We start from the raw sequence: 24,341 nt of genomic DNA on the forward strand, positions 1-24,341 counted from the left end.
GATTTCCTGAAGAATGAAATAGCCCGCCAAATACGGAATGGAGAGAGGCATGAAAAATCAAGATGAAAACCTAAAAATCGGGTGGTTGAGCTATGAAAACAAGCTGCTGCTCATTCTGTTTTTTACTTTCGGGATTGTTTTTTTTGACCGGCTGGCATTGTCGTTTTTATTTCCCTTTGTCTCTAAGGAACTGGATCTGAACAATGCCCAGCTGGGCATGCTGTCGTCCATTCTGGCATTGGCATGGGCGGCTTCTGGTGCATTCTTCGGGGCCTATACAGACCGCAAGGGCGGACGCAAAACGGTGCTGATTCTTTCGGTGCTGATGTTCTCTCTGTGCTCGGCCCTGTCGGGTCTGGTGGGCGGTTTTGTCGGCCTGCTGTTGTTGCGAGCGCTGATGGGCCTTGCCGAAGGGCCGGTGCTGCCGCTGTCGCAGACACTGATGGTCGAAGCCTCCACGCCAAGCCGTCGCGGCCTCAACATGGGCTTGCTGCAGGGCTCGTCTGCGGGCTTGCTGGGCGCCGTGATCGCACCGCCGGTGATTGTTGCGTTGGCCGTGGCCTATGGCTGGCGCACGGCGTTCTACCTGACCTGTGTTCCCGGGCTGATTGCCGCCGCGCTCATCTGGCTTCATGTGAAAAACACAGATGGCGGGCGTGCAGATGAGCTCGCTGCAGCCCTGCAGACAGGCTCGCGCTGGGCTCTGCTGCGTGAACGCAATATCTGGTTGAGCGTGCTGATCAGCTGTGTTTTCATGGCCTGGTTTGTGATCATCATCTCCTTTGCGCCGACCTATCTGGTCAATGCCAAGGGTTTCGGGCCGGGCACAATGAGTGCTGTCATGAGTTGCATGGGTGTGGCCTGGGTCATCTGGGGCTTTGCCGTGCCCGCCATTTCGGACCATATCGGTCGCCGTCCGGCACTGATCTTTTTTTCCTTTGTGGCGGCTTGCTGCCCTCTGGCCTTTCTGTATGCGCAATCGCCGGTGGTGATGGGCGGCTTGCTGCTGCTGACCTATACCGGCCTGGGCTGCTTCACGCTCTTCATGGCCACGATTCCGGCCGAGACCGTTCCGCGAGCAGCCATGGCCACTGCATTGGGGATGATCATGGGTTTTGGCGAGCTGATCGGCGGTTTCATCGCCCCGACCCTGGCCGGGGTGGCAGCCGACCGATGGGGGCTTGATGTGGTGATGTGGGTGGCTGCTGCAGGAGCCTTGCTTGCCGGCTTGCTTTCCTTGGGGCTGATTGAGACAGCGCCCAGGCGCGTTGACGACAGGCAGCCGGCTGCAGCATTGAAGGAGTCGCAGGCATGAAGGCTTTGAAATGGCATGGTGCCCGCGATCTGCGCCTGGAAATCATCGAACGCCGGCCCTTGAAGGCCGCAGAAATCCGTATCGAGGTCGCGTACTGCGGGATCTGCGGCAGCGATATGCACGAGTATCTGCATGGACCCGACTCTATACCGGTCGAGGTCCCGCATCCCTTGTCCAACAGTGTCGCACCCATAGTCATCGGCCACGAGTTCTGCGGCACGGTGGTGGAGGTGGCTGCGGATGTCACAGGGCTGCATATCGGAGACAGAGTCGCCGTGGAGCCGGAGTACCGCTGCGGCCAGTGCAGCTATTGCTGCGGGGGGCGCTATAACCTGTGCGAATCCATGGGCTTTGTGGGGCTCATGGGAGACGGCGGAATGGCAGAGGAAGCTGTGATTCCCGCTTATATGGCATATGTGCTTCCCCCGTCCTTGAGCTTCAGGCAAGCGGCGGTGGCCGAGCCCGCAGCAGTGGCATTGCATGCTGTGCGCCAAAGCGCATTGCGCCCTGGCGAGGCCTGCGTCATCTTCGGCATGGGGGCCATTGGTCTGCTGCTGGTGATGATGGCCAAGCACCATGAAGCGGGCCGCATTATTGCCGTCGACGTCGATGCCCGACGCCTGCGCCTGGCGCGCGAGCTCGGCGCCTGCGACACGCTCGACGCCAGCCAGGGCGATGTCGTGCAGCAAGTGCGTGAACTCACAGGCGGGCAGGGCGTGCCGGTATCGTTCGAAGCCGTGGGTCGCCCGGAAACCTTGAGAGGGGCGCTTGGCGTACTGAGCAAGGGCGGTGAAGCCGTGCTGCTGGGGCTCATGCCCGAGGCGAGCATCGATACCTTCGACCTGGTCAACCGCGAGCTGCGCATTACCTCCAGCGTGGGCTATCGGGGCTTGTATCCGGAGCTGCTGGCGCTGATGGCTTCCGGGGTTGTGGATGCCGGACGTATCGTGACCCATACCGTTAGTCTGGATGCCGCCATACAGGACGGATTCGAGCGACTGGCATCTGCCGGGGATGCTATCAAGGTGCTGGTTCAGCCGCAGCCGGATGCCGTTGCCCGATTCGCCCGTCCCCACGCTTTTGCCCACAGCTCCTGAGCCTTGCTGGCGCCTGCAGCTTCTGCCGCTAAGTCATGGCACGTAGCTGACCGTGCTGCGCACGCATCTGTGTGGGCGTCATGCCATGGTGTGAGCGGAACCTGCGTGCAAAGTGGGCCTGGCTGGCAAAGCCGCAGCGGTAGGCGATCTCGGCAATGCTGTAGCGGTTCAGCGCAGTCTGGCGCAATTCCATGGCTGCACGTTCCAGGCGGCGCACGAGAATCAGCTCGGTCACGCTGTGTCCCTCGGCCTGCAACAGCCGGTTCAGGTGCCTCAGGGAGACACCTGAGGCGGAAGCGACTTCGCTCGCATCCAGCGAGTGGCGGTGCAGGTGTTGGTCGATATGGGCGCGCGCGGCCAGCAGGTGGGAGGCGCGTAGTGCACTGCTGTCTGCTGCTTCTCCAGCCAGCATGGTGCGCAGCAGGTCGCAGGCCTCGAACTGCATGCGATCCTGGTCCACCCTTTCGGGGTGGGCCATGGCATTGCCTACCAGCTTCTGGAACGCGTGATTGAGCACGCGTCCGCTGCCCGTCGCCCCCGACACACAGATCGGGCCGGGAAGTTGCGCGCGGCTGCAGTTGCGGTAGAACCAGTCGGCAGGCGTATCCACGAGGAATTGGTGCATCTGGTGGGTGAAGCCGAACAGATAGGCATGCCGGGTGTCATAGATCACCAAGTCGCCCGGAGCGAGATGGATGCAGCTGTGTTCCTGATAGAAGAAGGCGCCGCTGCTGAGCACCAGTGAAACGAAAACCGACTCCTTGGGATGCTGGCGCACCAGCTGTGGCGTGCGCTCGATGACATGGGCATTGCCGTCGATGTCTGCCAGGGCCAGCTGGCCCAAGCGCATATTGCTCTGCCGCGCGTTCAGACCTTCGTCGGCGTAGGATGAGCAGCGCAATCCGACCAGAAAAGAAGCGTTATAGGCTTCCCATTGGTCCAGGCGCTGGCTGGCGGGAAAGGCATCCGTAGCGATCCGGTTCACCGCACATGGCGCAAGCGAGGGCATGGGGTCTCCTTGGCAGGTTCTTATAGTGTGTGCCGACCAAGTGGAGTCAGTAGATGTCGGCAGTGCCGAGCAAACTCTAACATGCCATGTTTGCGCCTCGCTCCGTGAAGTTACGGGGTGGCAGGTCGCAAATCATGGTCGCGACGCCTGCGTGCATCAAGGCTGAGGGCGCGAATCCAGCCGCTTTGCTTTGCCGGCTGAAGAAGGGGAGTCCGCATCCGCTTTCATGTCGGCGCAGGCGCGCCACCAGGCTGAACCCGCATGCGGAGCGTTCAGGTCCAGGCGCTCGCCCATCATGGGCGTGGCGATCTCTATGCCGTGCTGCCTGCCCAGGCTCAGGATCTGCTCGAAGGGGTCCCACCAGGCATGCATGGCGAGGTTGAAAGTGCCGTTGTGTATGGGCAGCAGCCACTGGCCGCCGAGATCCCGGTGTGCCTGCACGGTCTGCGCCGGATGCATATGGACATAGGGCCAGTGGGCGTCGTAGGCGCCGGTCTCCATCAACGTGACATCGAAGGGGCCGAAGTGCCTGCCGATTTCGGCAAAACCGTCGAAGTAGCCGCCATCGCCGCTGAAGAAGACGCGCAGCGGCCTGTCAGCCTGGCGATCTTCTATGGTCCAGGACGCCCAGAGCGTGCGGTTGCCGTCGCGCAGGCTGCGTCCCGAGAAATGCTGGGCCGGCGTGGCCGTGAAGCGCAGGCCGTCGACCTCGCTGCCCTGCCACCAGTCATGCTGCACGATCTTGTCGGTCGGCACGCCCCAGGCCACCAGTCTGTCTCCCACTCCCAAGGGGCAGAGAAAAATGCCCACCTTGGGCGCGAGCACGCGAATGGTGGCGCGGTCCAGATGGTCGTAGTGGTCATGCGAGAGCAGCACTCCGCGCAAGGCAGGCAACTTGTCCAGGGTGATCGGCGGGGCATGAAAGCGCTTGGGGCCGGCAAACGATAGCGGCGAGGCGCGCTCGGAAAACACCGGGTCCGTCAGCCACCAGCCGCCGCGCAGCTTTATCAGCAGTGTCGAATGGCCCAGGCGATACAGGCTGCGTTCGGGCGCGAGGTTCAACTCGGTCGTGCTCAGCGGCAAAACGGGCAGCGCCTTGCCCGGCTGGGAATCGGCCGGCTTGTTGAAGAAGAACTTCCATAGCGTCCCGGCATCTGGCTTGGGGCTGTTGGCCGGACGCGGATGCGTGTTGCGAAAACGCCCGCCCGAATACTGGGGCGAGTCCTCGTAGTCGGTGATGGAGGTGGAGAGACTTGGTTTGCGAAACAAGATCGGGCGCCTTAGTAAGACATTGGCCGCAGTTTGGGATGGTTTGCAGCGCTGCAAGAGCCGGCTTGCAAGAGGCCTTAACACAGGCACGGCCATTCAGCTGCTTTCTCGGGGCGGATGCGACACTCGCTGTCCGAGGAGCAAATACACATGAATCCCATGGTTCACAATTTGGAGAGCATGCTGGCGGCCGGCAAGGACGGTGCGCTGCTGCGCTATACCCTGGGCAAGGCCTATGCCGACGACGAGCAGATGGCCGTGGCGCGCGAGCATCTGCGCAAGGCCACGGCACTGGATGCCGAATACTCCGTTGCCTGGAAGCAGCTGGGCAAGGTGGAGCTGGCGCTGGGCGATGCGCAGGCGGCGCGAGCCGCCTGGCAGCAAGGGCTGAGCTGCGCACAGGCCAAGGGCGATGCCCAGGTCGTCAAGGAGTTGCAGGTGTTTTTGCGGCGCCTGGACAAGCAGGCTGATGGCGCTTAGGAACTATCAAAAAAATAGCTGATAACGCTTGTGATTCAAGCGTTATCAGCCAATTTATTCTGAAGTTAATCAGTGTGCGCCGGCGGCCGCGTCGGAGGCTCCTGCGGCAGAGGCCGGGCGCTTGGTGAACCAGATCAGCACGATCAGGCTCAGGAACAGAAAGGACGATGCCAGAAAGATGTCGTCGGCGGCCCGCGTGAAGGCCTGCTGATCGATCAGCCGGTTGATCTGGGCATAGGCCTGTTCGGCACTCATGCCCGCTGCCTGCAGGTTTCTGACCGTGCTGGCAAACGTGCCCTGGCCTTGCACCAGCAGCTCGGTCAAATGGGCATGGTGCATGGAAGCCCGGCTTTCCCAGAGCGTGGTGGCAATCGAGGTGCCCATGGCGCCCGCGGTGATCCGCACGAAGTTGGACAGGCCTGCTGCGGCCGGAATGCGGTCCGGCGTCAGTCCGCTCAGCGTGATGGTAGTCAGCGGAATGAAGAAGAAGGCCATGGCGCCGCCCTGGATCAGCGTGGGAATCAGGATGTGGGCGAAGTCGGTCTCCACGGTGAACTTCGAGCGCATCCACAGCACCATGGCAAACACGATGAAGGCAATCGTGGCCATCTTGCGCGGATCCCAGACACCGACCTTGCGGCCCACCATGGGCGTGAGCAGGATGGCCAGCAGGCCCACCGGCGCCAGGGCCAGGCCGGCCGAGGTGGAGGTGTAGCCCATCCATTGCTGCAGCCACAGCGGTAGCAGCACCACATTGCCGAAGAACAGGCCGTAGGCGATGGACAGCGCGATCGAGCCGGCCGCAAAGTTGCGACGCTTGAACAGGCGCAGATCGACGACGGGATGGGCGTCGGTCAGCTCCCAGACCACGAATACGGCAAAGGCCACGACAGCGATCACCGCAAAGGCGATGATTTCATTAGAGGCAAACCAGTCCAGCTCCTTGCCCTTGTCCAGCATCAGCTGCAGCGCCGCCACCCAGAGCACGAGCAGGGACAGGCCCACGGTGTCGATGGGCAGCTTGCGCGTGGGCGTTTCGCGGTTGCGGTAGATGCTCCAGGTCATGAGGGCCGAGAGCAGGCCCACGGGCACATTGATGTAGAAGATCCAGGGCCAGGAAATATTGTCCGTGATCCAGCCGCCCAGCAGTGGCCCGACCACGGGAGCGACCAGCGTGGTCACGCCCCAGAGCGATAGCGCCACACCGGCCTTGGCGGGCGGATAGCTGGACAGCAGCAGGGTCTGCGACAGCGGAATCATAGGGCCGGCCACGGCGCCTTGCAGCACGCGGAACAGCACCAGCATCTCCAGCGAGGAGGCAAAGCCGCAGAGCCAGGAGGTCAGCACGAACAGCAGCACGCTCATGGTGAACAGGCGCACGGCGCCGAAGCGCTGGGTGAGCCAGCCCGTCAGCGGCACGGAGATGGCATTGGCCACACCAAAGCTGGTGATGACCCAGGTGCCCTGGCTGGGGCTGACACCCACATCGCCGGAGATAGCCGGAATGGCCACGTTGGCGATGGACGAGTCCAGCACGTTCATGAAGGTGGCCAGCGATAGTGCCAGCGTGCCCAGGGCGAGCTGCGCGCCCTTGAGCGGGGCTATGGCTGGCGGCATGGGGCGGGCCGCCGGAGCCGGTGGCGAGGCGCCCGCTCCGGGATTGGCAGAAGTCGAGGAAGTCATGGCTGATTCCGCGTCTTACTGCGCAGGCTGGGCAGCGGGTTGGGCGGGCACGGCCGGGGCCTGGACGGGCAGATCGGCCAGCTGGGTCAGTGCCGGCAGCTTGTCGCCGGCGATGATGTGCTGGATGCGCTGCTCGGCCTGGGCCAGGCTGCCGTCATAGACGGTGGTCTGGGCCACGGGCTCGCTGCGCGGCGTGCTGGCCAGGGCTTGGCCGTCTTTGTCGCGGATATCGACCTTCGCGTCCATGGACAGGCCTACACGCAGCGGGTGCTGCTTGAGCGCTTCGGGCTCCAGGCTGATGCGCACGGGAACGCGCTGCACCACCTTGATCCAGTTGCCGGTCGCGTTCTGCGCGGGCAGCAGTGCAAACGCCGCACCCGTGCCCGCGCCCAGGCCCACGACCTTGCCTTCGTACGTGGTCTTGTCGCCGTAGACGTCGGCGGTCAGCTCCACCTTCTGGCCCATGCGCAGATCGGCCAGCTGGCTTTCCTTGAAGTTGGCGTCCACCCAGAGCTTGTGCAGATCGACCACGGTCAGCAGCGGTGAGCCGGCGGCCACGCGCTGGCCCAGTTGCACGCCGCGCTTGGCCACAAAACCGTCCACGGGCGCGATCAGCCGCGTGCGCTGCAGGGCCAGATAGGTCTCGCGCACCTTGGCTGCGGCTGCCATGACGGCGGGGAAGTCCTCGGCCGTCGTGCCCTTGGTCTGGGCTTCGGCGGCCGTCAGCTGGGCCTTGGCAGCACGCACGGCGGCTTCTGCGGCCGCCACGGCGTTGCTGGCAGCCGTGGCCAGGGCCTTGGCATGGTCAAACTCTTCCTTGCCCACGGCACCGGTGGCCGTGAGCGGGCGGCGGCGCGCCACATCGTCGTTGGCCTTGGCGGCATCGGCCTTGAGGCGCAGCAGATCGGCTTCACGCTGGGCCACCTGGGCGGCCAGCGGGGCGTTGTTGGCATACAGGGTGCGGGTCTGGCGCGCAGTCTGGGCCAGCTGCGACTCGGCCTGGGCCAGCTGCACCAGATAGTCGGCAGGGTCCAGCTGCACCAGCAACTGGCCGGCCCGGACATAGTCGGTATCGTCGGCACCGATGCTGATCACGGTGCCGCCGACCTGGGGCGTGATCTGCACCACGTTGCCGGCCACATAGGCGTTGTCCGTGGTCTGGTAGTTGCGGGCCACCATCCAGTGCCAGCCGCCCCAGGCGATGGCGGCCACGGCGACAGCGGCCGCCACGATGGTCAGGCCCTTGCGGCGGCCCGCAGGGTTGGCGCTGGGCGTAGCTGCCGCAGGAGCTTGGGGAGCGTTCTGAGTAGGCTTGGTGTCGGTCATGATTGGGCGCTTTGTTATCTGTGAAGCGGTTTTGCGCTATTGAAAAAGAGGAGCTGCTAGCGCTTGTCAATAAAAGAATTGAGTGTGTTTTTGCCTTGAATTCATTGATGGCAAAGCGATAGCAGCTATTGATTTTTTTAGCCCGATGTTTATTGCAGGGCAACAGCCGGGGTGTCGTCGCTCCAGCCGCCGCCCAGGGCTGCGGCCAGGGCCACGCGGGTGTCGAGCTCGCGCGCCTGCAGGTCTACGGCCAGACGGCGCTGGTTGATGAGCTGGGTTTCGGTGTTGAGCACGGTGATCTGGCTACCCAGGCCGGCCTGATAGCGCTGCACGGCAAAGTCATAGGCCCGTTCGGCCTTGGACAGCGACTCGGTTTGCAGCTGCTGCTGGCGCTGCAGCGATTGCACGGTGGCTATCGCGTCGCCCGCCTGCTTGACGGCATCGAGCACGGCGCCGTTGTACTGGGCGATGGCGGTGTCGAGATCGGCCTGTTTGCCGCGCAACTGGGCGCGCAGGCGCTTGCCGTCGAAGATAGGCAGGCGCAGCGCAGGCGTGATGCCCATCTGGCGCGAGCTGCCTTGCAGCAGATTGTCCAGGCCCAGCGCGTTGAGGCCCACGAAGGCGGTCAGATTCACATCGGGGTAGAAGTCGGCCCTGGCCGATTCAATGCCTTGCGTGGCCGCTTCCACGCGCCAGCGCGCGGCCACCACATCGGGGCGGCGGCCCAGCAGATCCGCGCCCAGAGCCTGCGGCACGGGCTGGATGCGCAGCACCGACAGTCTGGGCGAGAGCGCATTTTGCGCATCGGGCGCCTGGGCGCAGAGCACGGCAATCGTGCGGCGCGCCAGCGTGATCTGCTCGCCAAGCATCTCGATCTGGGTCTGGGCATCGGGCATGCCGGCCTGGGCCTGGGTCAGCTCCACCTGGCTGTCGAGGCCCGCTCGGGTGCGCTGCTCGCTCAGGTTCAGCAAGGACTGGCGCTGGCCCAGCGTGCGTTCTGCCACTTCCTTCTGGGCAATCAGCCGGGCCAGGGCGATATAGCTGCGTGCTACCTGTGCGGCCAGCTGGTTGGCGGCAGCAGCGCTGTCGGCCTTGGCGGCGCGTGCCTGGCCCAGCGCGGCCTGCAGGTCCGCGCCGTGCTTGCCGAAGAAGTCGGGCGACCAGGACAGACCAGCCTGCAGATTGCCGCTGTTGTAGATATTGCCCGCGATGGGGGCGGGAATCATGCCGTTGGCCGTGTAGCGCTGGCGTGTGGCGTCGGCGCTCAGCGTGCCGCGCACATCGCTGGCCGTGCTGCTGGCCGTGGCCAGAGCTGCGGCTTTTTCAAAGCGGGCGTTGCTGGCGGCCAGGCTGGGGCTGCCGGCCAGGGCCTGATCGATGAGCTGATTGAGCTGGGCATCGCCCAGACCTGTCCACCATTGGGAGGAGGCGAGTGCCGTGGCGTCCGCAGCGCTGAGGCTGGCGGAGCCGTTCAGGCCGACATCGGCCGAGCCCAGTCGTGCCAGCGGCTGGTGCGTGGGCCCTTGCGAGGCACAGCCTGCCAGTGCGAGAACGGCGGCCAGTGCTGCGGTTGTCAGCAGCGAACGGCCGGCGGCGCGCTCGGTGGCGGTTTTGCGTGAAGGTCTAGAGGTCATGGAAAAGTGCCAGTGGTTTTTATTGAAATAGGGCGGTGAAAAAAGTAGGCAGCAGGCCAGCCTAGTCCCCGGGGTCGCGGCCTGCCTCGTTCGTTTGGATGGGGGGCTTGCCTGGCTCCTGGGTCAGGGCCTCTCGCAGCGCATCGCCGTTGACCAGCATGCGCTGCAGCATGGACAGCATCAGCGTGCATTCGCTGTGGCTGAAGCCGCGCAAATGGCCGTTGAGCACCTTGGTCAGAACCTTGGGCACCTGGGTGGCGACGCTGCGTCCCTCCTCGGTGAGCACCAGATGCACCACGCGCCGGTCGGTGGTGGAGCGCTCGCGGCGCAGCAGCCCCTTGGCCTCGATGCGGTCCAGCGCGCGCGTCACCGAAGCCGGGTCCATGCCCAGGTCCTTGGCCAGCGTGCTGCTATTGGTGTCGGCGCAGATCAGCAGCTTGTACAGCGGCAGCCATTGCACATAGGTCAGTCCTTGCTCGGCCAGCTGGGCGTCGGCCAGCTGCAGGATGGAGCTGAGCACGCGCCGCATGAGAAAGCCAATGCTTTTGTCCGGCGCGTAGACCCCTGCCTGATAGAAGAAGCTGGATTCGTCCTGCGGGTCGATGATGGGGTCGGTCTGGTTTTGCAATGGCGCCACCAATATTTGCTTGGTCAATGATTGAGTCGGCAATTATTGTGCAGTTGCAAAAAAATGTCAGCAAGGTTTTGAATGGAGCCGGATCTGCCTGCGTAGTCTCTGTTTTTGTTGCTATGAAAACAAAAGCAGTTTGCGCATTGTTGGTATGCGCTAGAGCCTTGTCGGACTCATAAAAAAAGCCCGGCCATGAAGACCGGGCTTGCTGAAGGCTGCTTCAGGCTCAGAGCGGCACGCGCAGCACGACCACGATCACCAGGCCCAGGGCCAGATTGAGGGAAACCCATTTGCGGATGCTCTCCAGCGCCTTGCCGCCTGCAGGCCAGTCCTTGAGCTGCACGGCCGCATCCAGGCGCTTGAACAGCGCAAAGCGGATATGACCGAACACGGCCATCATCACCAGGCCCAGAATGCTCATCACGATCCAGTTGACCGGCATATTGAACTGGCCGCCGGCCTGGGCGGCCATGGCGTGAATGCTGCCTATCATGCCGATGCCGGTGGCGAGCACGACGACCACCAGCACGAGGACCCAGGCAAAAAAGCGCTGCAGCACGCCGTGCATCAGCGTCACGCGCTCGGGCGGCTGCAGTCCCTGGACGGCAGGACGCAGAAAGAAATGTGCGAAGAACATGCCGCCTACCCAGATGATGATGGCCAGAAGGTGCAGAAGTTTGAACAGAATGAAAAGCATGGTTTGTGGGGCTTGATTGGGGAGACATCGCAAGCCTAACGGAGATCGTCCTACGGGTGGAACACACAGGCCGAAATAGCAGGACTTTCGCTTTGCCCAGGTCTGATTAGACTTGGCTGTAATCCACAACAGCCAGCAATGGCGCAGGAGTCCTTATGTCAGAACAAGCCACCGTCGTCGCCTTCAAGCAGTCTTCCGGGCGGGTTGCCTTGCGCACCGACAACGGCCGCTTTGTGCTGGCCGAGCAGACCGATTCCAGCGCGCTGCGTGAAGGACAGAGTCTGAACGGCAATATGAGCGAGTTCGGCCCGGAGGTCTGGAGCGATGACAGCGGGCAAAATCATTACGAAGTCTTTGTGCTGGGCTGGGATCTGTCGCAGGAAGCGGTCGAGCTGGAGATGTGATGTGTTGATCCTGAAAAAACAGCTGCCAGCGCTTGATTGACAGGCGCTGGCAGCTTTTTCTTTTTGGATTTTCCTGGAGCCGGGGCTTTCACCCCGGCGCGCCCTGTTACTTCTTCAGGTCGAAGCGGTCCAGTTCCATGACCTTGACCCAGGCAGCGACGAAGTCCCGGTAGAACTTCTGCTCGTTGCCCTTTTCAGCATAGACCTCGGCCACGGCACGCAGAATGGCGTTGGAGCCGAAGACCAGATCCACGCGGGTGCCGGTCCACTTCTTGGCGCCGCTCTTGCGGTCCACGCCTTCGTAGTTGCCATCCTCCAGAGGCTGCCACTGTGTGCCCATGTCCAGCAGGTTGACGAAGAAGTCGTTCGTCAGCTTGCCCGGAGTCTGGGTCAGCACGCCGTGGTTGCCGGCGGTGTTGATGTTGATGGCGCGCAGGCCGCCGATCAGCACGGTCATCTCGGGGGCCGTGAGCGTCAGCAGCTGGGCCTTGTCGATCAGCAGGGCTTCGGCAGGTGCCGGGAAACGTCCTTGCAGATGGTTGCGGAAGCCGTCGGCCTTGGGCTCCAGCGGCGCAAAGGATTCAGCATCGGTCTGCTCGTCGCTGGCGTCGCCGCGGCCGGGAGTGAAGGGCACGTTGATCTTCACGCCAGCGTCTGCCGCTGCTTTTTCAACGCCCGCGCTGCCGGCCAGCACGATCAGATCGGCCAGCGAGATGCGCTTGTCGCCCTCGGCAGCCTTGTTGAATTCGCGCTGGATTTCCTCGAGCTTGCCCAGTACCTTGGCCAGTTGCGCAGGGTTGTTGGCGGCCCAGTCCTTTTGCGGAGCCAGTCGGATGCGGGCACCGTTGGCACCGCCGCGCTTGTCCGAACCGCGGAAGGTGGAGGCCGAGGCCCAGGCCGTGGCCACCAGCTCCTGCACCGACAGGCCCGATGCCAGCAGCCTGGCCTTGAGGGCGGCCACATCGGCGTCGTTGACCAGTTCATGCTTGGCGGCGGGGATGGGGTCTTGCCAGATCAGCTCTTCCCGGGGGACTTCTGGGCCCAGATAGCGTGCACGCGGGCCCATGTCGCGGTGGGTCAGCTTGAACCAGGCGCGGGCAAAGGCTTCGGCAAAAGCCTGCGGGTTTTCGAGGAAGCGGCGCGAGATCTTCTCGTAGGCCGGGTCCATGCGCAGCGACAGGTCGGTGGTCAGCATGGTGGGCTTTTTGTTGGGGCCGCCATGCGCGTCGGGGATGACATCGCCAGCGTCCTTGGCAACCCACTGAATGGCACCCGCAGGGCTTTTTTCCTGCACCCATTCATACTTGAACAGGTTCTCGAAGAAGAAGTTGCTCCACTGTGCAGGAGTCTGGGTCCAGGTCACTTCCAGGCCCGAGGTGATGGCATCGCCGGCCTTGCCGGACTTGTAGCTGCTGGCCCAGCCCAGGCCCTGGGCTTCCAGGCCGGCGGCTTCGGGTTCGGCACCCACATGGCTGGCGGGGCCCGCACCATGGGTCTTGCCGAAGGTGTGGCCACCGGCGATCAGCGCCACGGTTTCTTCGTCATCCATGGCCATGCGGGCAAAGGTGTCGCGGATGTCATGCGCGGCCGAGAGGGGGTCGCCATTGCCGTCCGGGCCTTCGGGGTTGACATAGATCAGACCCATCTGCACGGCGGCCAGCGGGTTCTCGAGGTCGCGCTCGCCGCTGTAGCGGCTGTGCGGGTTCTGGGTGGGGGCCAGCCATTCCTTCTCTGCACCCCAGTACACGTCCTGATCGGGTTCCCAGGTGTCCACGCGACCGCCACCGAAGCCGAAGGTGCGAAAGCCCATGGTTTCCAGGGCGACGTTGCCGCACAGCATCATCAGGTCGCCCCAGGAAATCTGGTTGCCGTACTTTTGCTTGATCGGCCACAGCAGGCGGCGCGACTTGTCGATGTTGACGTTGTCGGGCCAGCTGTTGAGCGGGGCAAAGCGCTGCTGGGCGCGACCGGCGCCGCCGCGACCGTCCTGAATGCGATAGGTGCCGGCGGCGTGCCAGGCCATGCGGATGAACTGAGGGCCGTAGTGGCCGAAGTCTGCAGGCCACCAGTCCTGCGAGTCGGTCATCAGGGCACGCAGGTCGCGTTTGACGGCTTCATAGTCCAGCTTCTGGAAAGCCTGGGCGTAGTTGAAGTCTTCACCCAAGGGGTTGCTTTTGGCGGAGTGCTGGCTCAGCAAATCCACGCGAAGCTGATTGGGCCACCAGTCCTTGTTGCTGGTGGCGTTGCCTGCGGCGGCGGTTTCGCTGTTCTGTCCTTGGTGGAAGGGGCACTTGGATTCAGTAGTCATGGGGCTCTCCGTTTCAACGATCCGACAGGTCGGTAGGTCCAGGAAACAGATATCAATCAATGATTGATATCAATCAATTCAACTCAATAGCTATTTGCGATTGGTTGAGATGAATTATCGGTGCGCGGCTGGCCTGAAGGGCGTGTTGTGCTATTGAAATTACTAAGCAGCGCCATAGGAAGAAATATGGGTCGAGTCTTGAGCCGACGCAAAGTCGGGTTCAGATACTTCGCAAAGTGACTGAGACTGTGACTTTTTGAGCGTATGCGAGCCTGCCTGTTTACACAAGCATGAGCCATCAAATCAGGTCGTTGACCTACCTGGCCTCAGCTGTGGCAGCGGCTCAGCCGGCTACCAGCTTGTGCACCAGATCGGCTGCGGTGGAGGCGCCGTATTTGCGCATCAGCCGGGCGCGGTAGATTTCCACGGTGCGATGACTGATGGCCAGTGCCTTGCCGATTTCCTTGCTGGTCATGCCTTCGAGAAGGCGCGCAGCGACTTCGCGTTCGCGGCCCGTGAGCTCGGCCTTGACGGGGCGATGGGCAGAGAGGTCCTCGAAGCTCCAGATGCCCGAGGCATGGGGATCGTTGCGGTCCAGCGTGCGGCCGCTGACATGACACCAGAACACCTCGCCATTGGCGCGCTTCATGATGCGGTTGTCGGAATAGATGCCTGTGGTGTTGAGAATCGGGGCAATGCGTGCGCCCAGGCGCTCGTATTCGTCAACGCTGGGATAAAGCACCTGAAAGGTTTGTCCTATGAGTACTTCGCGCGATGCATGGAACATTTCACACAATTGCCGATTACAGTCAATCATGATGCGGTTGCGCGAGATGACGAGACCTACAGGGGCGGCGTCGAACGCCAGCCGGTAATCCACAACCATGGTACTGCTCTTTACGAAAAACTACTTACTTAAGTACGTAGTATCGTAGCGCATCCAATTTCAAGGAGACATGTGTGAAAAAGCTCTACCCATCCGCAGAAGCGGCGCTGCAGGGCGTGGTGTCCGACGGGCAATTGCTGGCCGTTGGCGGCTTCGGCCTGTGCGGCATTCCCGAGGCCCTGATCGATGCGGTTTGCGCCAGCGGCGTCAAGAACCTCACGGTGGCATCCAACAACGCCGGCGTGGACGGCTTTGGTCTGGGCAAGCTGCTGGACACCCGCCAGGTCAAGAAGATGATCTCCAGCTATGTGGGCGAGAACAAGGAGTTCGAGCGTCAGTACCTGGCCGGTGAGCTGGAGCTGGAGTTCACGCCTCAGGGCACGCTGGCCGAGAAGATGCGCGCCGGCGGCGCCGGTATTCCCGCCTTCTTCACCAAGACCGGTGTGGGCACGCTGGTGGCCGAGGGCAAGGAATTGCGCGAATTCGATGGCGAGACCTATGTGATGGAGCACGCCATCGTGGCCGATGTGTCCCTGGTCAAGGCCTGGCGCGCGGACAAGAGCGGCAATCTGCAGTTCCGCCTGACGGCGCGCAACTTCAACCCTGCGGCAGCCACCTGTGGCAAGGTCTGCGTGGTGGAGGTCGAGGAATTGGTGGAAGTGGGCGAGATCGCTCCCGACGACATCCATCTGCCCGGCATCTATGTGCACCGCATCGTGCACAACGCCAATCCCGAAAAGCGCATCGAAAAGCGCACCGTGCGCGAAGCCTGAAATATGGCGGATACGTCCTATTCGCCCGAGGCTGCCGCCCAGGCCGACATACCGGTCTTTCGTGCGCTGGCTGCGCAGGAGCTGGAGCAACTGGAGCGCGAACGCTTGCTGGTGTGCCAGGTCGCGGCCCGTGAACTGGGGCTGAGCGATTGGAGCATGGACCGCTCTGGCCTGGCGCAGCTGCAGCAGTTGCTCGATCGTGGCCTGGTGTCGGCCGACAACCTGCTGCTGGCCCGAGGATTGGGTGTGGTGCTGGGGGACGCGCTGAGCTGCGAAATGGACGATATGGACTGGCATATGGTGAGCGACGACTGGGGAACCGACCCCGTTGTGCGCTACCGCGAAACCAGTATCCAGGTGGGGGCTCGCGACATGGTCCTCAAACGGCTCGAAGACGGCCAGAGCGTCGATCTGCTGCACTTGCTCGATGGTGTGGTTTCGCACCTGCAGCCCATGATCGACTCCGGCGACTACCAATAACGTCAATCAAGATTTATTCAGGAGGCTCTTATGCCCTGGACCCAAGACCAGATGGCCGCGCGCGCGGCCCAAGAACTCGAAGACGGTTTCTACGTCAACCTCGGTATCGGCATTCCCACGCTGGTGGCCAACCACACGGGTGACAAGGAAGTGTGGCTGCAGTCCGAGAACGGCATGCTGGGCATCGGCCCCTTCCCGACCGAAGACCAGGTCGACGCCGACCTGATCAACGCCGGCAAGCAGACCGTGACCACGCTTCCCGGTTCGGCCATTTTCGGCTCTGATCAGTCGTTTGCCATGATTCGCGGCGGCAAGATCAATCTGTCCATTCTGGGCGCCATGCAGGTGTCCGAAAAAGGCGATCTGGCCAACTGGATGATTCCCGGCAAGATGGTCAAGGGCATGGGCGGAGCCATGGACCTGGTGGCGGGCGTCAAGCGCGTCATCGTGCTCATGGAACATGTGGCCAAGAAAAAGGACGGCACGACCGACCTGAAGATCCTGCCCAGCTGCACCCTGCCGCTGACGGGTCTGGGCGTGGTGGATCGCATCATCACCGATCTGGGCGTGATGGACGTGACACCCGAAGGCCTGAAGCTGGTGGAACTGGCCGATGGCGTGAGCTTTGACGAGATCCAGTCCAAGACGGGTGTGACGCTGCTGAAATAAGCGGCGCTGCGCTCCCAGGCAAGAACCGCTGCGGCGGTTCTTTTTTTGCGCCTTTTTCTGCAGCATTGACAGAATTAATAGCTGTCGGGGTCGATAGGGCAAGCGATGCAAGCTGTTTTTGCTTTAATTGTGGCCCACAAATTATTGCAATCTGCAACAATCGAGTTTGATTGAGCAGACAGAAACAGAGCGCTTTGATGAGTGAGAACGCTGGTGCGCAAGGGCACGAGACCGATGTACATTTTTTGCGCGCAGTCACTGATATGGCCGAGCATACGGAGGTCATGACAGGCGATGCAATCTATACCGATAAGGGCATGAAACTGGTGGACAAAGGCACACGTGTTGACAGTCGTCTCTATGACCGTCTGGTCATGCACAAGCTGCGTGACCCGATCGATGCCAACCTGATCACGGGCGACCTGGTCGACGTGACATCCCTGGTCGCTCTGGCGCGCCAGCAATGCGAACAGGTCGATCTGCTGCATCGCATGGTGGCGTCCATCGGCGATATCGAGCGTCTGCTGGCGCCGCTCAAGAGTCTGCTGCTGCCCCAGGCCATTGCCTTCAAGCTCACCGTCATGCGCGAGCAGCGCAGCGACCTCTACCAGCACAGTCTGCAGATGACGCTGGTGGCGATCTTTCTGGCGCTCAAGAACGGCTGGACCGAGCGCGAATGCGTGCCGCTGGCCACGGCCGCGCTGCTGCACGATGTAGGCATGCTCTATATGGACCCGGTCTGGACCGACCCGGACCATCGCTTGAGCGGCGAGGAACGCAAGCATCTGGTCGCGCATTCCGTCACCGCCATGCTGGTGGTGCGCAGTACCGAACTGTATTCGCGCGCCGTGGAAATCGCCGTGCTCGAGCACCATGAGCGCATGGATGGTTCCGGCTATCCGCGCGGCATCAAGGGCAACGCCATTTCTCCCATGGGTCAGGTGCTGTTGCTGGCCGAGGTGGTCTCGGCCTTCTTCGAGAAATTCACGGACATGCCGGGCCAGCGCCTGTCGCTCATGCTGCGCATGAACCACAAGAGCTATCCGGCCGATCTGGTGCACCTGATTCTGCCGCTGCTCTACGACGAAATCAGTCCCGGCAAGCCACTGGCGCCGCTGCAGGCCGAGTTCTCCCACAGTATTGCGGCTCTAGAGGCTGCGCTGCGCAAATGGAGCGAACTCAGGCGCGACTTTCCCGAGCACTGGCAGCAAATGCCCGATGCGCAGGCGGCGGTGGCCGTGGAAGCTAGTCTTGCGCAACTGCAGAAACAGCTGGCCGAGGCAGGCTCTCACCCCAGCCAGCAGCTGGACGTGCTGAGCTATTTCAAGGACGACGCCTTGGGCATGAGTGAGCTGGCCCTGGTCAACCGCGAGGCCCTGTGGCAGTTGCAGGCCATCATGAACGACTGCCTGCGCCGCTGGCCCACGCTGGGGCAGGGCGGCTCCACGCTGGAAGTCGCCGTGGCCGAATGGTGCGAGGCCTGTGCTCAGTTGATGCCGCAGGCAGGCCGCAGCTCGGCCATGAATGCCGACAGGCAGTCGCTCAATTGAGGACATTGACTGCGAGTTTTGCCCAGGACGGCTGGCCTCAAGTTTGATAGCGGCAGGCGCTTGATTGACAGGCGCTAAACCGGTATTTCTTCAAAATTCTGTGCATCACGCCGCAGCGCGGCATGCTTTGCTGCGTCTGCTTGCGCTATCCTGAAAAAGTATTTTTGATAGCGCACGACGTCCGATCTACAAGGGTCGACTGTATCTGCTGCCGATATTAAGGTCTTGTTTTGCGCGGAAACTTGGATAACTGTATATTTGTACAGTAATCAAGAGCTTTCGCATGCATACCCAGCCCCTGACATCCTTGGCCCATCCTGGCTCACCGCCCGGCATGACGGAGTCTGTCCGGCAGCAAACAGGTGCAGAGCAGGGCGTGCGGCCGGGTCTGCCCGCTGCGGGCAGCCCGCATTTGTCCACCATACAGATTCCCGGTGTCTGGCGCGGCACGGACTGGCAGGCGGGCGCCGGCTCTCAGGTCTGGCCCAGCGGGCATGCTGCGCTGGATGCCGAGCTGCCGGGCGGCGGCTGGCCCGGCAATGCCTTGATTCAGCTGCAGCAACCAGCGCACTGCCATGCGGAGTGGGCCTTGCTGTTGCCGGCGCTGGCCGCCCGTGTCCGGCAGCATGCGGCTTCACGCGCGGATTCAGGGCTGGGCCAACTGGTGCTGGTGGCTCCACCCTATCTGCCTTTTGCCCCGGCATTGCAGGCCGCCGGTATTGACGCGAAGCGGCTGTGCGCGGTGCAGCCGGGGCGCAGTGCCCAGGATCTGGCCTGGGCCTGCGAGCAGGCTCTGCATTGCCGGGATGTGCTGGCGGTGCTGGCCTGGTTGCCCGAATTTCCCGCGTCCACGCTGCGCCGCTTGCAGCTGGCCGCCGCTTCGCAGGGCCGGCCTCTGTGGCTATGGCAGGAGCTGCAGGCCGAGTCGCGCAGCTCCCCCGCCGCATTGCGGTTGAGACTGGAGAGAGCTACGACAGTCTTCGCTGCTCAGCAGGCGCCGGGTTTGCGGATACAGATACTGAAGCGCCGTGGGCCTTTGCTGGAGCGCCCCATACAGCTCGCGCTTTCGCAGTGGGCCTGGCAGCCCGTGCTGCAGGCGCAGGCCCAAAGACATGCGCGCCAGAGCGAGGAGGCTGCCATGCTCATGCAAGGGCGCATGACAGTCGCCGCTCCTGCAACGGCCTCGCCTTGGATGACGGAGGCATGAGATGGGCAGTGCAGAGCACTGGATGGCCTGGCCTCTGGCCTGCCTGAGCGAGTCAAGCCCGGTGGCTGAGAGTGCCTGCTGGTGGGCGCTGGAGTTTTCGCCGCGTGTGGCCTTGCTCGAAGACGCCTTGCTCATGGAGACCAGCCTGGTGCAGCGTCTTTGGGGCGGAGCCGAGGTCTTGCTGGCGCGGCTGGACAGTGCTTTTGCGCAAGCTTGTCAGGCTGGCCCCCCGGAGTCCGGGGGCGGCGATGCGGCATTGCAGCCGCTGCGCGGCCAGGGCGGCACGGCCTGGCAGGCTTTGGCACGGCTGCGGCTGCAGCAGGCCCGGCCTTGCGGCTCCGTCCCTGTTTCCCTGTCCATGTCCGAGTCATCGCTGCATGCCGATGCGCTGCCGCTATGGACGCTGAGCGCCCTGGAGCAGCACAGCTCCGTGCTGCTGCGCCTGGGTTGCCGCAGCTGGGGCGATGTGCGAGCATTGCCGCGCGCGGGGCTGTCGCGCCGCATTGGAGCCAAGGCCTTGCGTGCGCTCGACGAGGCCTATGGTCTGCTGCCCCAGCCGCTTGACTGGCTGCAACTGCCCCAGCAATTCCTGCTGCGCCACGACCTGGGTTACCCGGCTCACCATGCCGATGCCGTGCTCCATGCCGCGCAGCCGCTGTTGCGCGCGCTGCAGTCCTGGTTGCAGGCCCGTCACCATGCGGTGCTGGCGCTGCGATTGCGCTGGCACCATGATCTGCGTCGTATCGACGGCCAGGAGCTACCGGCCTGGGAAGCGCTTGTCATCCGCACGGCCCAGCCCACGCAGGGCATGGCGCATTTGCAGCGCCTGTTGCGTGAGCACCTGGGTCAGCAGCGCTGGCGCGCCCCCGTGGACATGCTGGAGTTGCAGGCGCTGGAGACGGTTGCCTGGGCGGCAGAGCCGCTGAGCTGCCTGCCTGCCGTCCAGGGCCAGAGCCCGTCGGACAGTCTGGCCTGGCATGAATGGGTGGAACGCCTGAGCGCCCGCTGGGGCGAGGAAGCCGTGCAAATGGTGCGGCCGCTGGCCGATCACAGGCCCGAGCAGATGCAGTGCTGGCAAGCTGCGGCGAAGCTGCTACAGAGCCAGAAGCCAGGCGGCACCAGGGCTAGCGCCAGGGCCGAGGTGGGAGCCGGCTTCGGGCCACGCCGTCAGCCCGGCTGTGCCGACCCCTGGCAAGCCCTGTGGCCGCCCTGGCTGCTGCCCCAGCCCCAGGCCTTGCCCGTGCAGGGCAATCGTCCCCAATGGCATGGGCCGCTGCAGCTCAGGGCCGGGCCCTACAGGCTGGAGTCCGGCTGGTGGGATGCGGCTGGCGATGCCCAGGCCGGCGCGCCGGCCGGCCTGGCCGTGCGTGACTATTTCGTGGCCTATAACGCCGTGGTCGGCCATGTCTGGATTTACCGCGAGCGCGCCCGTAGCGAACACCTGATGAGCATGACAGCCAGCCCCGCCAGCTGGTTTGCACAAGGCGTGTATGGCTGAGCAGATCCTGATCGAGCCGTCCGCTCCCGCACTGCGCCTCGCAGGGCCGCCGCCTGCCGCCGTACCGGCCAGCCCCGTGGCCCAGGGCATGGGCAGAGGGCCGCTGGCCTATGCCGAGCTGCATTGCCTCTCGAATTTCAGTTTTCTGCGCGGTGCTTCATCGCCTGCCGAGCTGGTGCACCGGGCCAAAAGCCTGGGCTATGCGGCGCTGGCGCTGACCGACGAGTGTTCGGTGGCTGGTGCCGTGCGGGCCCATGAGGCGGCGCGAGACAGCGACCTGCACCTGATCCATGGCAGCGAATTCGCCTGGGGCTCGTTCAGGATCGTGGTGCTGGTGCGTGATTTGCAAGGCTGGGGCAATCTCTGTGAATTCATCACCGTTGCACGCAGCCGGGCTGCCAAAGGGGAGTATCTGGTCGATGAATCCAGTCCCTGGCAACTGCTGCAGCAGGGCTGCGAATGTCTGCTGCTGCCGCAGCGCGAGCAGCTCAATGCATCGGATTTGATCGCTGTAACCGCTCTTCTGGAAAACGTTGCAGCGCATTTTTCGACAAATAACCTGTGGCTGGGTGTGGAGCTGCATCTGGCGCCCGACGACAGCCTGTGGCTGCAGACCCTGCAGCAGGCTGGCGTGGTGCTGGGCCTGCCGCTGCTGGCCTGCGGAGATGTCCATATGCATGCGCGCTCGCGCAAGCCGCTGCAGGATGTGGTCACGGCAATACGCCTGGGGCGCACCGTGGCCGAATGCGGCTTTGCGCTGCAGCCCAATGCCGAGCGGCATCTGCGCTCGCGTCTGCGGCTGGCTTCGCTCTATCCCAGGGTCATGCTGGAGGCGACGCTGGAGCTGGCCGGGCGCTGCAGCTTCAGCCTGGACGAGATCCGCTACCACTATCCTCAGGAGAGCGTGCTGCCCGGCATGACGGCCACGCAGACCCTGGCCTGGCTGACCTGGGATGGCGCGGCGGGACGCTATCCCCAGGGCATTCCCGAGGACGTGAACGATCAACTGCATAAAGAGCTGGCGCTGATCGAGGGTCAGAAGTACGAGATGTACTTTCTCACCGTGCATGACATCGTGCGCTATGCGCGCAGCGTCGGCATTCTGTGCCAGGGGCGCGGATCGGCGGCCAATTCTGCGGTCTGCTACTGCCTGGGCATTACGGCGGTAGATCCGGAAAACAACAATCTGCTGTTCGAGCGCTTTATCAGCAAGGAGCGCAGCGAGCCGCCCGATATCGATGTGGACTTCGAGCATGCGCGGCGTGAAGAGGTCATCCAGTACATCTACGACAAATACGGGCGCGACCGCGCCGCGCTCACGGCCGTGGTCAGTTGCTGGCGCAGCCGTAGCGCGCTGCGCGATGTGGGCAAGGCGCTGGGCCTGCCTGCCGATCTGATCGATGCCCTGGCTAAGGGGCAGTATTGGTTCAGCGAGCATGCCCAGGCGCAAGCACAGACGCATGCAGAGGCGGCCGATTCGGCAGAGGAGGAGCAGGCGCCCGAAGCACTGCCCGAAGACTGGGGGCAGCGCAAGCTCCAGGAAGCCGAGGTGCTGGCACGCGAAATGAATTGCGCAGTGGGCGCGCATCGGCTGCGCCTCTGGATAGAGCTGGCCTGGCAGCTCAAGGACAGCCCGCGCCACCTCAGCCAGCACGTGGGCGGTTTTGTGCTGACCGAGGGCAAGCTCACGCGCCTGGTGCCCGTGGAGCCTGCCACGATGGCCAAGCGCTCCGTCATACAGTGGGACAAGGACGATCTCGATGTCGTGGGCCTGCTCAAGGTCGATGTGCTGGCCCTGGGCATGCTCACCATGTTGCGCAATGCCTTGAACGAGCGTGCCCGCTGGCGTGGCGAGCCATGGGGGCTGCACCAGATTCCGCAGGAGGATGCTGCGACCTACGAGATGATTTGCCAGGCCGATACCGTGGGTACTTTCCAGATCGAAAGCCGCGCCCAGATGAGCATGCTGCCGCGCCTGCAGCCGCGCACTTTCTATGACTTGGTGGTCGAGGTTGCCATCGTGCGCCCCGGCCCGATTCAGGGCGGCATGGTCCATCCCTATCTGCTGGCACGTGAGCGTGAACGCCGCAAGCTGCCGCTCAAGCTTGAGAAGCCGGAGCTTGCAAATGCGCTCAAGCGCACCTTGGGCGTGCCCATTTTCCAGGAGCAGGTGATGCAGATCGCCATCGATGCCGCGGGCTTTTCGCCGGGCAGGGCGGACGAGTTGCGCCGTTCCATGGCCGCCTGGAAGCGAAAGGGCGGGGTGCATCGCTTCCGAGACGAGCTTGTCGGCGGCATGCTGGCCAAGGAATACAGCCCCGCATTTGCCAACGCCATCTTTGCGCAGATGCTGGGGTTTGGCGAATATGGCTTCCCCGAAAGTCATGCCTGCAGTTTTGCGCTGCTGGCCTATGCGAGCGCCTGGCTCAAGCGCCATGAGCCAGCCATCTTTCTGCAGGCGTTGCTCAATGCCCAGCCCATGGGTTTTTATTCGCCGTCCCAGCTGGTGCAGGATGCGCGCCGCCATGGCGTGCGCGTGCTGCCCGTCGATGTCTGTCATAGCCACTGGCATTGCACGCTCGAAGCCCCTCTGCAAGCCATGCGCGGCGTGGCCCAGCCCCAGCCGGCCGTGCGCCTGGGGCTGAACCGGGTTGCCAGGCTGGGCAAGGCCGCAGCGCTGCGAATCGAGAGGGAAGCTGCGCAGGCTCCGTGGAAGGACGTGAGCGATCTGGTCATCCGAGCCCGGCTGGACAAGGCGGATATGGAAGCCCTGGCCGCAGCGGATGCGCTGCGCAGCCTGGCCGGTCACCGTCGCCAGCAGATGTGGGATGCTGCTGCGCAGGCCAGCCTGCCACCCATCTTTGCCCAAGCTGCGATTCATGAGCCGAGGCTTGAGCTGCCCCAGGCCGCCGAGGGCGAGGAAATCATGTTCGACTATGCCGCCACCGGTCTGAGCCTGCGCCGCCACCCGCTGGCCTTGCTGCGTCCCAGGCTGGCGCGCCATGGGCTGAAGACCGCAGCCGAGCTGCGTCATATGCTGCCAGGCCAGAATGTACGCGCCTGCGGCATTGTTACCGTGCGCCAGCGTCCGCCTACCGCCAACGGCACGCTGTTCATCACGCTGGAAGACGAAACCGGCGTCATCAACCTGGTGGTCTGGAGTCAGACCTTTGCCCGCTGGCGCTCTGCGTTGCTGGCCTCGCGTCTGCTGGCCGTGGAGGGCATCTGGCAGCGCAGCACGGCCCCGCAACTGGAGACGCCGGAATCAGCAGGGGATATGCCTGCGGCCAAGAAAGGGGATGAACCTGCGGTTCGCCATCTGGTCGTGATGAAGGCCAGGGATGTGACCCGCTGGCTGGGGCGGTTTGCCGAGGTCGGGCTGAACAGCCGGGATTTTCATTGAGCCTGCCGAGGCAGGTGCGCGC

Annotated in this window: 20 protein-coding genes; 11 read left to right on the forward strand and 9 right to left on the reverse strand. The window is 63.4% G+C overall.

All coding sequences use genetic code 11. The features are described 5' to 3' along the window. Window positions 1–49: 49 nt before the first annotated feature. Window positions 50–1,315, forward strand: a complete 1,266-nt coding sequence (locus AAIL66_RS04640) for an MFS transporter (protein WP_343496117.1) — start codon at window positions 50–52, stop codon at window positions 1,313–1,315. Next, on the forward strand, window positions 1,312–2,412 hold the full coding sequence (locus tag AAIL66_RS04645; protein WP_045838938.1) for a 2,3-butanediol dehydrogenase: 1,101 nt from the start codon (window positions 1,312–1,314) through the stop codon (window positions 2,410–2,412). Before AAIL66_RS04640 ends, AAIL66_RS04645 begins: the two co-directional genes overlap by 4 nt. A gap of 28 nt (window positions 2,413–2,440) precedes the next feature. Here the strand turns inward: AAIL66_RS04645 and AAIL66_RS04650 are convergent, their stop codons facing one another. Beyond that, window positions 2,441–3,421 carry a helix-turn-helix domain-containing protein gene (locus AAIL66_RS04650; protein WP_343496118.1) on the reverse strand — a complete coding sequence of 327 codons (981 nt, stop codon included), beginning with the start codon at window positions 3,419–3,421 and terminating at the stop codon, window positions 2,441–2,443. Window positions 3,422–3,577: 156 nt separating this feature from the next. Continuing rightward, window positions 3,578–4,690: an MBL fold metallo-hydrolase gene (locus AAIL66_RS04655; RefSeq protein WP_343496119.1), complete on the reverse strand. Its 1,113-nt coding sequence runs from the start codon at window positions 4,688–4,690 to the stop codon at window positions 3,578–3,580. Window positions 4,691–4,840: 150 nt separating this feature from the next. Here AAIL66_RS04655 and AAIL66_RS04660 point away from each other — a divergent pair, with 150 nt between their 5' ends. Then, window positions 4,841–5,170, forward strand: coding sequence for a hypothetical protein (locus AAIL66_RS04660; protein WP_012838243.1), 330 nt, complete (start codon window positions 4,841–4,843; stop codon window positions 5,168–5,170). Between the two features lie 69 nt (window positions 5,171–5,239). On the opposite strand, the gene AAIL66_RS04665 is transcribed toward AAIL66_RS04660, so the two are convergent. From AAIL66_RS04665 to AAIL66_RS04685, 5 genes are all read right to left on the reverse strand, one after another. Then, window positions 5,240–6,853 carry a DHA2 family efflux MFS transporter permease subunit gene (locus tag AAIL66_RS04665; protein WP_004340679.1) on the reverse strand — a complete coding sequence of 538 codons (1,614 nt, stop codon included), beginning with the start codon at window positions 6,851–6,853 and terminating at the stop codon, window positions 5,240–5,242. A gap of 15 nt (window positions 6,854–6,868) precedes the next feature. Further along, a complete protein-coding gene (locus AAIL66_RS04670; protein WP_045838935.1) occupies window positions 6,869–8,179 on the reverse strand; it encodes an HlyD family efflux transporter periplasmic adaptor subunit in 1,311 nt (436 codons plus the stop codon). Between the two features lie 149 nt (window positions 8,180–8,328). Next, window positions 8,329–9,813: an efflux transporter outer membrane subunit gene (locus tag AAIL66_RS04675; RefSeq protein WP_045838934.1), complete on the reverse strand. Its 1,485-nt coding sequence runs from the start codon at window positions 9,811–9,813 to the stop codon at window positions 8,329–8,331. A 61-nt stretch (window positions 9,814–9,874) separates the two neighbouring features. Then, window positions 9,875–10,441, reverse strand: coding sequence for a MarR family winged helix-turn-helix transcriptional regulator (locus AAIL66_RS04680; RefSeq protein ID WP_051517731.1), 567 nt, complete (start codon window positions 10,439–10,441; stop codon window positions 9,875–9,877). Window positions 10,442–10,670: 229 nt separating this feature from the next. Further along, a complete protein-coding gene (locus tag AAIL66_RS04685; RefSeq protein WP_004340685.1) occupies window positions 10,671–11,141 on the reverse strand; it encodes a CopD family protein in 471 nt (156 codons plus the stop codon). A 155-nt stretch (window positions 11,142–11,296) separates the two neighbouring features. On the opposite strand from AAIL66_RS04685, the gene AAIL66_RS04690 reads away from it, so the two are divergent. Continuing rightward, window positions 11,297–11,545 carry a hypothetical protein gene (locus AAIL66_RS04690; RefSeq protein ID WP_034352444.1) on the forward strand — a complete coding sequence of 83 codons (249 nt, stop codon included), beginning with the start codon at window positions 11,297–11,299 and terminating at the stop codon, window positions 11,543–11,545. Between the two features lie 106 nt (window positions 11,546–11,651). Here AAIL66_RS04690 and katG read toward each other — a convergent pair whose 3' ends face one another. Next, entirely contained in the window at window positions 11,652–13,853 is a 2,202-nt protein-coding gene (gene katG, locus AAIL66_RS04695) for a catalase/peroxidase HPI (protein ID WP_034405450.1), read from the reverse strand. A 343-nt stretch (window positions 13,854–14,196) separates the two neighbouring features. Then, window positions 14,197–14,739, reverse strand: coding sequence for a PAS and helix-turn-helix domain-containing protein (locus AAIL66_RS04700; protein WP_003055436.1), 543 nt, complete (start codon window positions 14,737–14,739; stop codon window positions 14,197–14,199). Window positions 14,740–14,813: 74 nt separating this feature from the next. On the opposite strand from AAIL66_RS04700, the gene AAIL66_RS04705 reads away from it, so the two are divergent. From AAIL66_RS04705 to dnaE, 7 genes are all read left to right on the forward strand, one after another. Beyond that, entirely contained in the window at window positions 14,814–15,512 is a 699-nt protein-coding gene (locus tag AAIL66_RS04705) for a CoA transferase subunit A (protein WP_003079441.1), read from the forward strand. Window positions 15,513–15,515: 3 nt separating this feature from the next. Next, window positions 15,516–15,992, forward strand: a complete 477-nt coding sequence (locus AAIL66_RS04710; protein ID WP_034384001.1) for a DUF3806 domain-containing protein — start codon at window positions 15,516–15,518, stop codon at window positions 15,990–15,992. 30 nt (window positions 15,993–16,022) lie between these two features. Continuing rightward, window positions 16,023–16,661 (forward strand): 3-oxoacid CoA-transferase subunit B, encoded by a 639-nt coding sequence (locus AAIL66_RS04715; protein WP_012838252.1) that lies wholly within the window; start codon window positions 16,023–16,025, stop codon window positions 16,659–16,661. Window positions 16,662–16,858: 197 nt separating this feature from the next. Next, window positions 16,859–18,211: an HD domain-containing phosphohydrolase gene (locus tag AAIL66_RS04720; RefSeq protein ID WP_034352451.1), complete on the forward strand. Its 1,353-nt coding sequence runs from the start codon at window positions 16,859–16,861 to the stop codon at window positions 18,209–18,211. Between the two features lie 283 nt (window positions 18,212–18,494). Further along, window positions 18,495–19,418, forward strand: coding sequence for a translesion DNA synthesis-associated protein ImuA (gene imuA, locus AAIL66_RS04725; RefSeq protein WP_343496120.1), 924 nt, complete (start codon window positions 18,495–18,497; stop codon window positions 19,416–19,418). Between the two features lies 1 nt (window position 19,419). Beyond that, complete coding sequence (locus AAIL66_RS04730) at window positions 19,420–20,916, forward strand: hypothetical protein (RefSeq protein ID WP_343496121.1); 1,497 nt, start codon at window positions 19,420–19,422, stop codon at window positions 20,914–20,916. Further along, window positions 20,909–24,319, forward strand: a complete 3,411-nt coding sequence (dnaE, locus tag AAIL66_RS04735; protein WP_343496122.1) for a DNA polymerase III subunit alpha — start codon at window positions 20,909–20,911, stop codon at window positions 24,317–24,319. Before AAIL66_RS04730 ends, dnaE begins: the two co-directional genes overlap by 8 nt. Window positions 24,320–24,341: the final 22 nt, after the last annotated feature.

Source organism: Comamonas sp. F1-6 (genome assembly GCF_039581415.1).
GTDB lineage: Bacteria > Pseudomonadota > Gammaproteobacteria > Burkholderiales > Burkholderiaceae_C > Comamonas > Comamonas thiooxydans.

Excerpts from the sequence above, each read along its gene's own strand:
- AAIL66_RS04640 (WP_343496117.1), top strand. The coding sequence starts at position 50 with ATGAAAAATCAAGATGAAAACCTAAAAATCGGGTGGTTGAGCTATGAA.
- AAIL66_RS04645 (WP_045838938.1), top strand. The coding sequence starts at position 1,312 with ATGAAGGCTTTGAAATGGCATGGTGCCCGCGATCTGCGCCTGGAAATC.
- AAIL66_RS04650 (WP_343496118.1), bottom strand. The coding sequence starts at position 3,421 with ATGCCCTCGCTTGCGCCATGTGCGGTGAACCGGATCGCTACGGATGCC.
- AAIL66_RS04660 (WP_012838243.1), top strand. The coding sequence starts at position 4,841 with ATGAATCCCATGGTTCACAATTTGGAGAGCATGCTGGCGGCCGGCAAG.
- AAIL66_RS04665 (WP_004340679.1), bottom strand. The coding sequence starts at position 6,853 with ATGACTTCCTCGACTTCTGCCAATCCCGGAGCGGGCGCCTCGCCACCG.
- AAIL66_RS04670 (WP_045838935.1), bottom strand. The coding sequence starts at position 8,179 with ATGACCGACACCAAGCCTACTCAGAACGCTCCCCAAGCTCCTGCGGCA.
- AAIL66_RS04675 (WP_045838934.1), bottom strand. The coding sequence starts at position 9,813 with ATGACCTCTAGACCTTCACGCAAAACCGCCACCGAGCGCGCCGCCGGC.
- AAIL66_RS04685 (WP_004340685.1), bottom strand. The coding sequence starts at position 11,141 with ATGCTTTTCATTCTGTTCAAACTTCTGCACCTTCTGGCCATCATCATC.
- AAIL66_RS04690 (WP_034352444.1), top strand. The coding sequence starts at position 11,297 with ATGTCAGAACAAGCCACCGTCGTCGCCTTCAAGCAGTCTTCCGGGCGG.
- katG (WP_034405450.1), bottom strand. The coding sequence starts at position 13,853 with ATGACTACTGAATCCAAGTGCCCCTTCCACCAAGGACAGAACAGCGAA.
- AAIL66_RS04700 (WP_003055436.1), bottom strand. The coding sequence starts at position 14,739 with ATGGTTGTGGATTACCGGCTGGCGTTCGACGCCGCCCCTGTAGGTCTC.
- AAIL66_RS04710 (WP_034384001.1), top strand. The coding sequence starts at position 15,516 with ATGGCGGATACGTCCTATTCGCCCGAGGCTGCCGCCCAGGCCGACATA.
- AAIL66_RS04715 (WP_012838252.1), top strand. The coding sequence starts at position 16,023 with ATGCCCTGGACCCAAGACCAGATGGCCGCGCGCGCGGCCCAAGAACTC.
- AAIL66_RS04720 (WP_034352451.1), top strand. The coding sequence starts at position 16,859 with ATGAGTGAGAACGCTGGTGCGCAAGGGCACGAGACCGATGTACATTTT.
- imuA (WP_343496120.1), top strand. The coding sequence starts at position 18,495 with ATGCATACCCAGCCCCTGACATCCTTGGCCCATCCTGGCTCACCGCCC.
- AAIL66_RS04730 (WP_343496121.1), top strand. The coding sequence starts at position 19,420 with ATGGGCAGTGCAGAGCACTGGATGGCCTGGCCTCTGGCCTGCCTGAGC.
- dnaE (WP_343496122.1), top strand. The coding sequence starts at position 20,909 with ATGGCTGAGCAGATCCTGATCGAGCCGTCCGCTCCCGCACTGCGCCTC.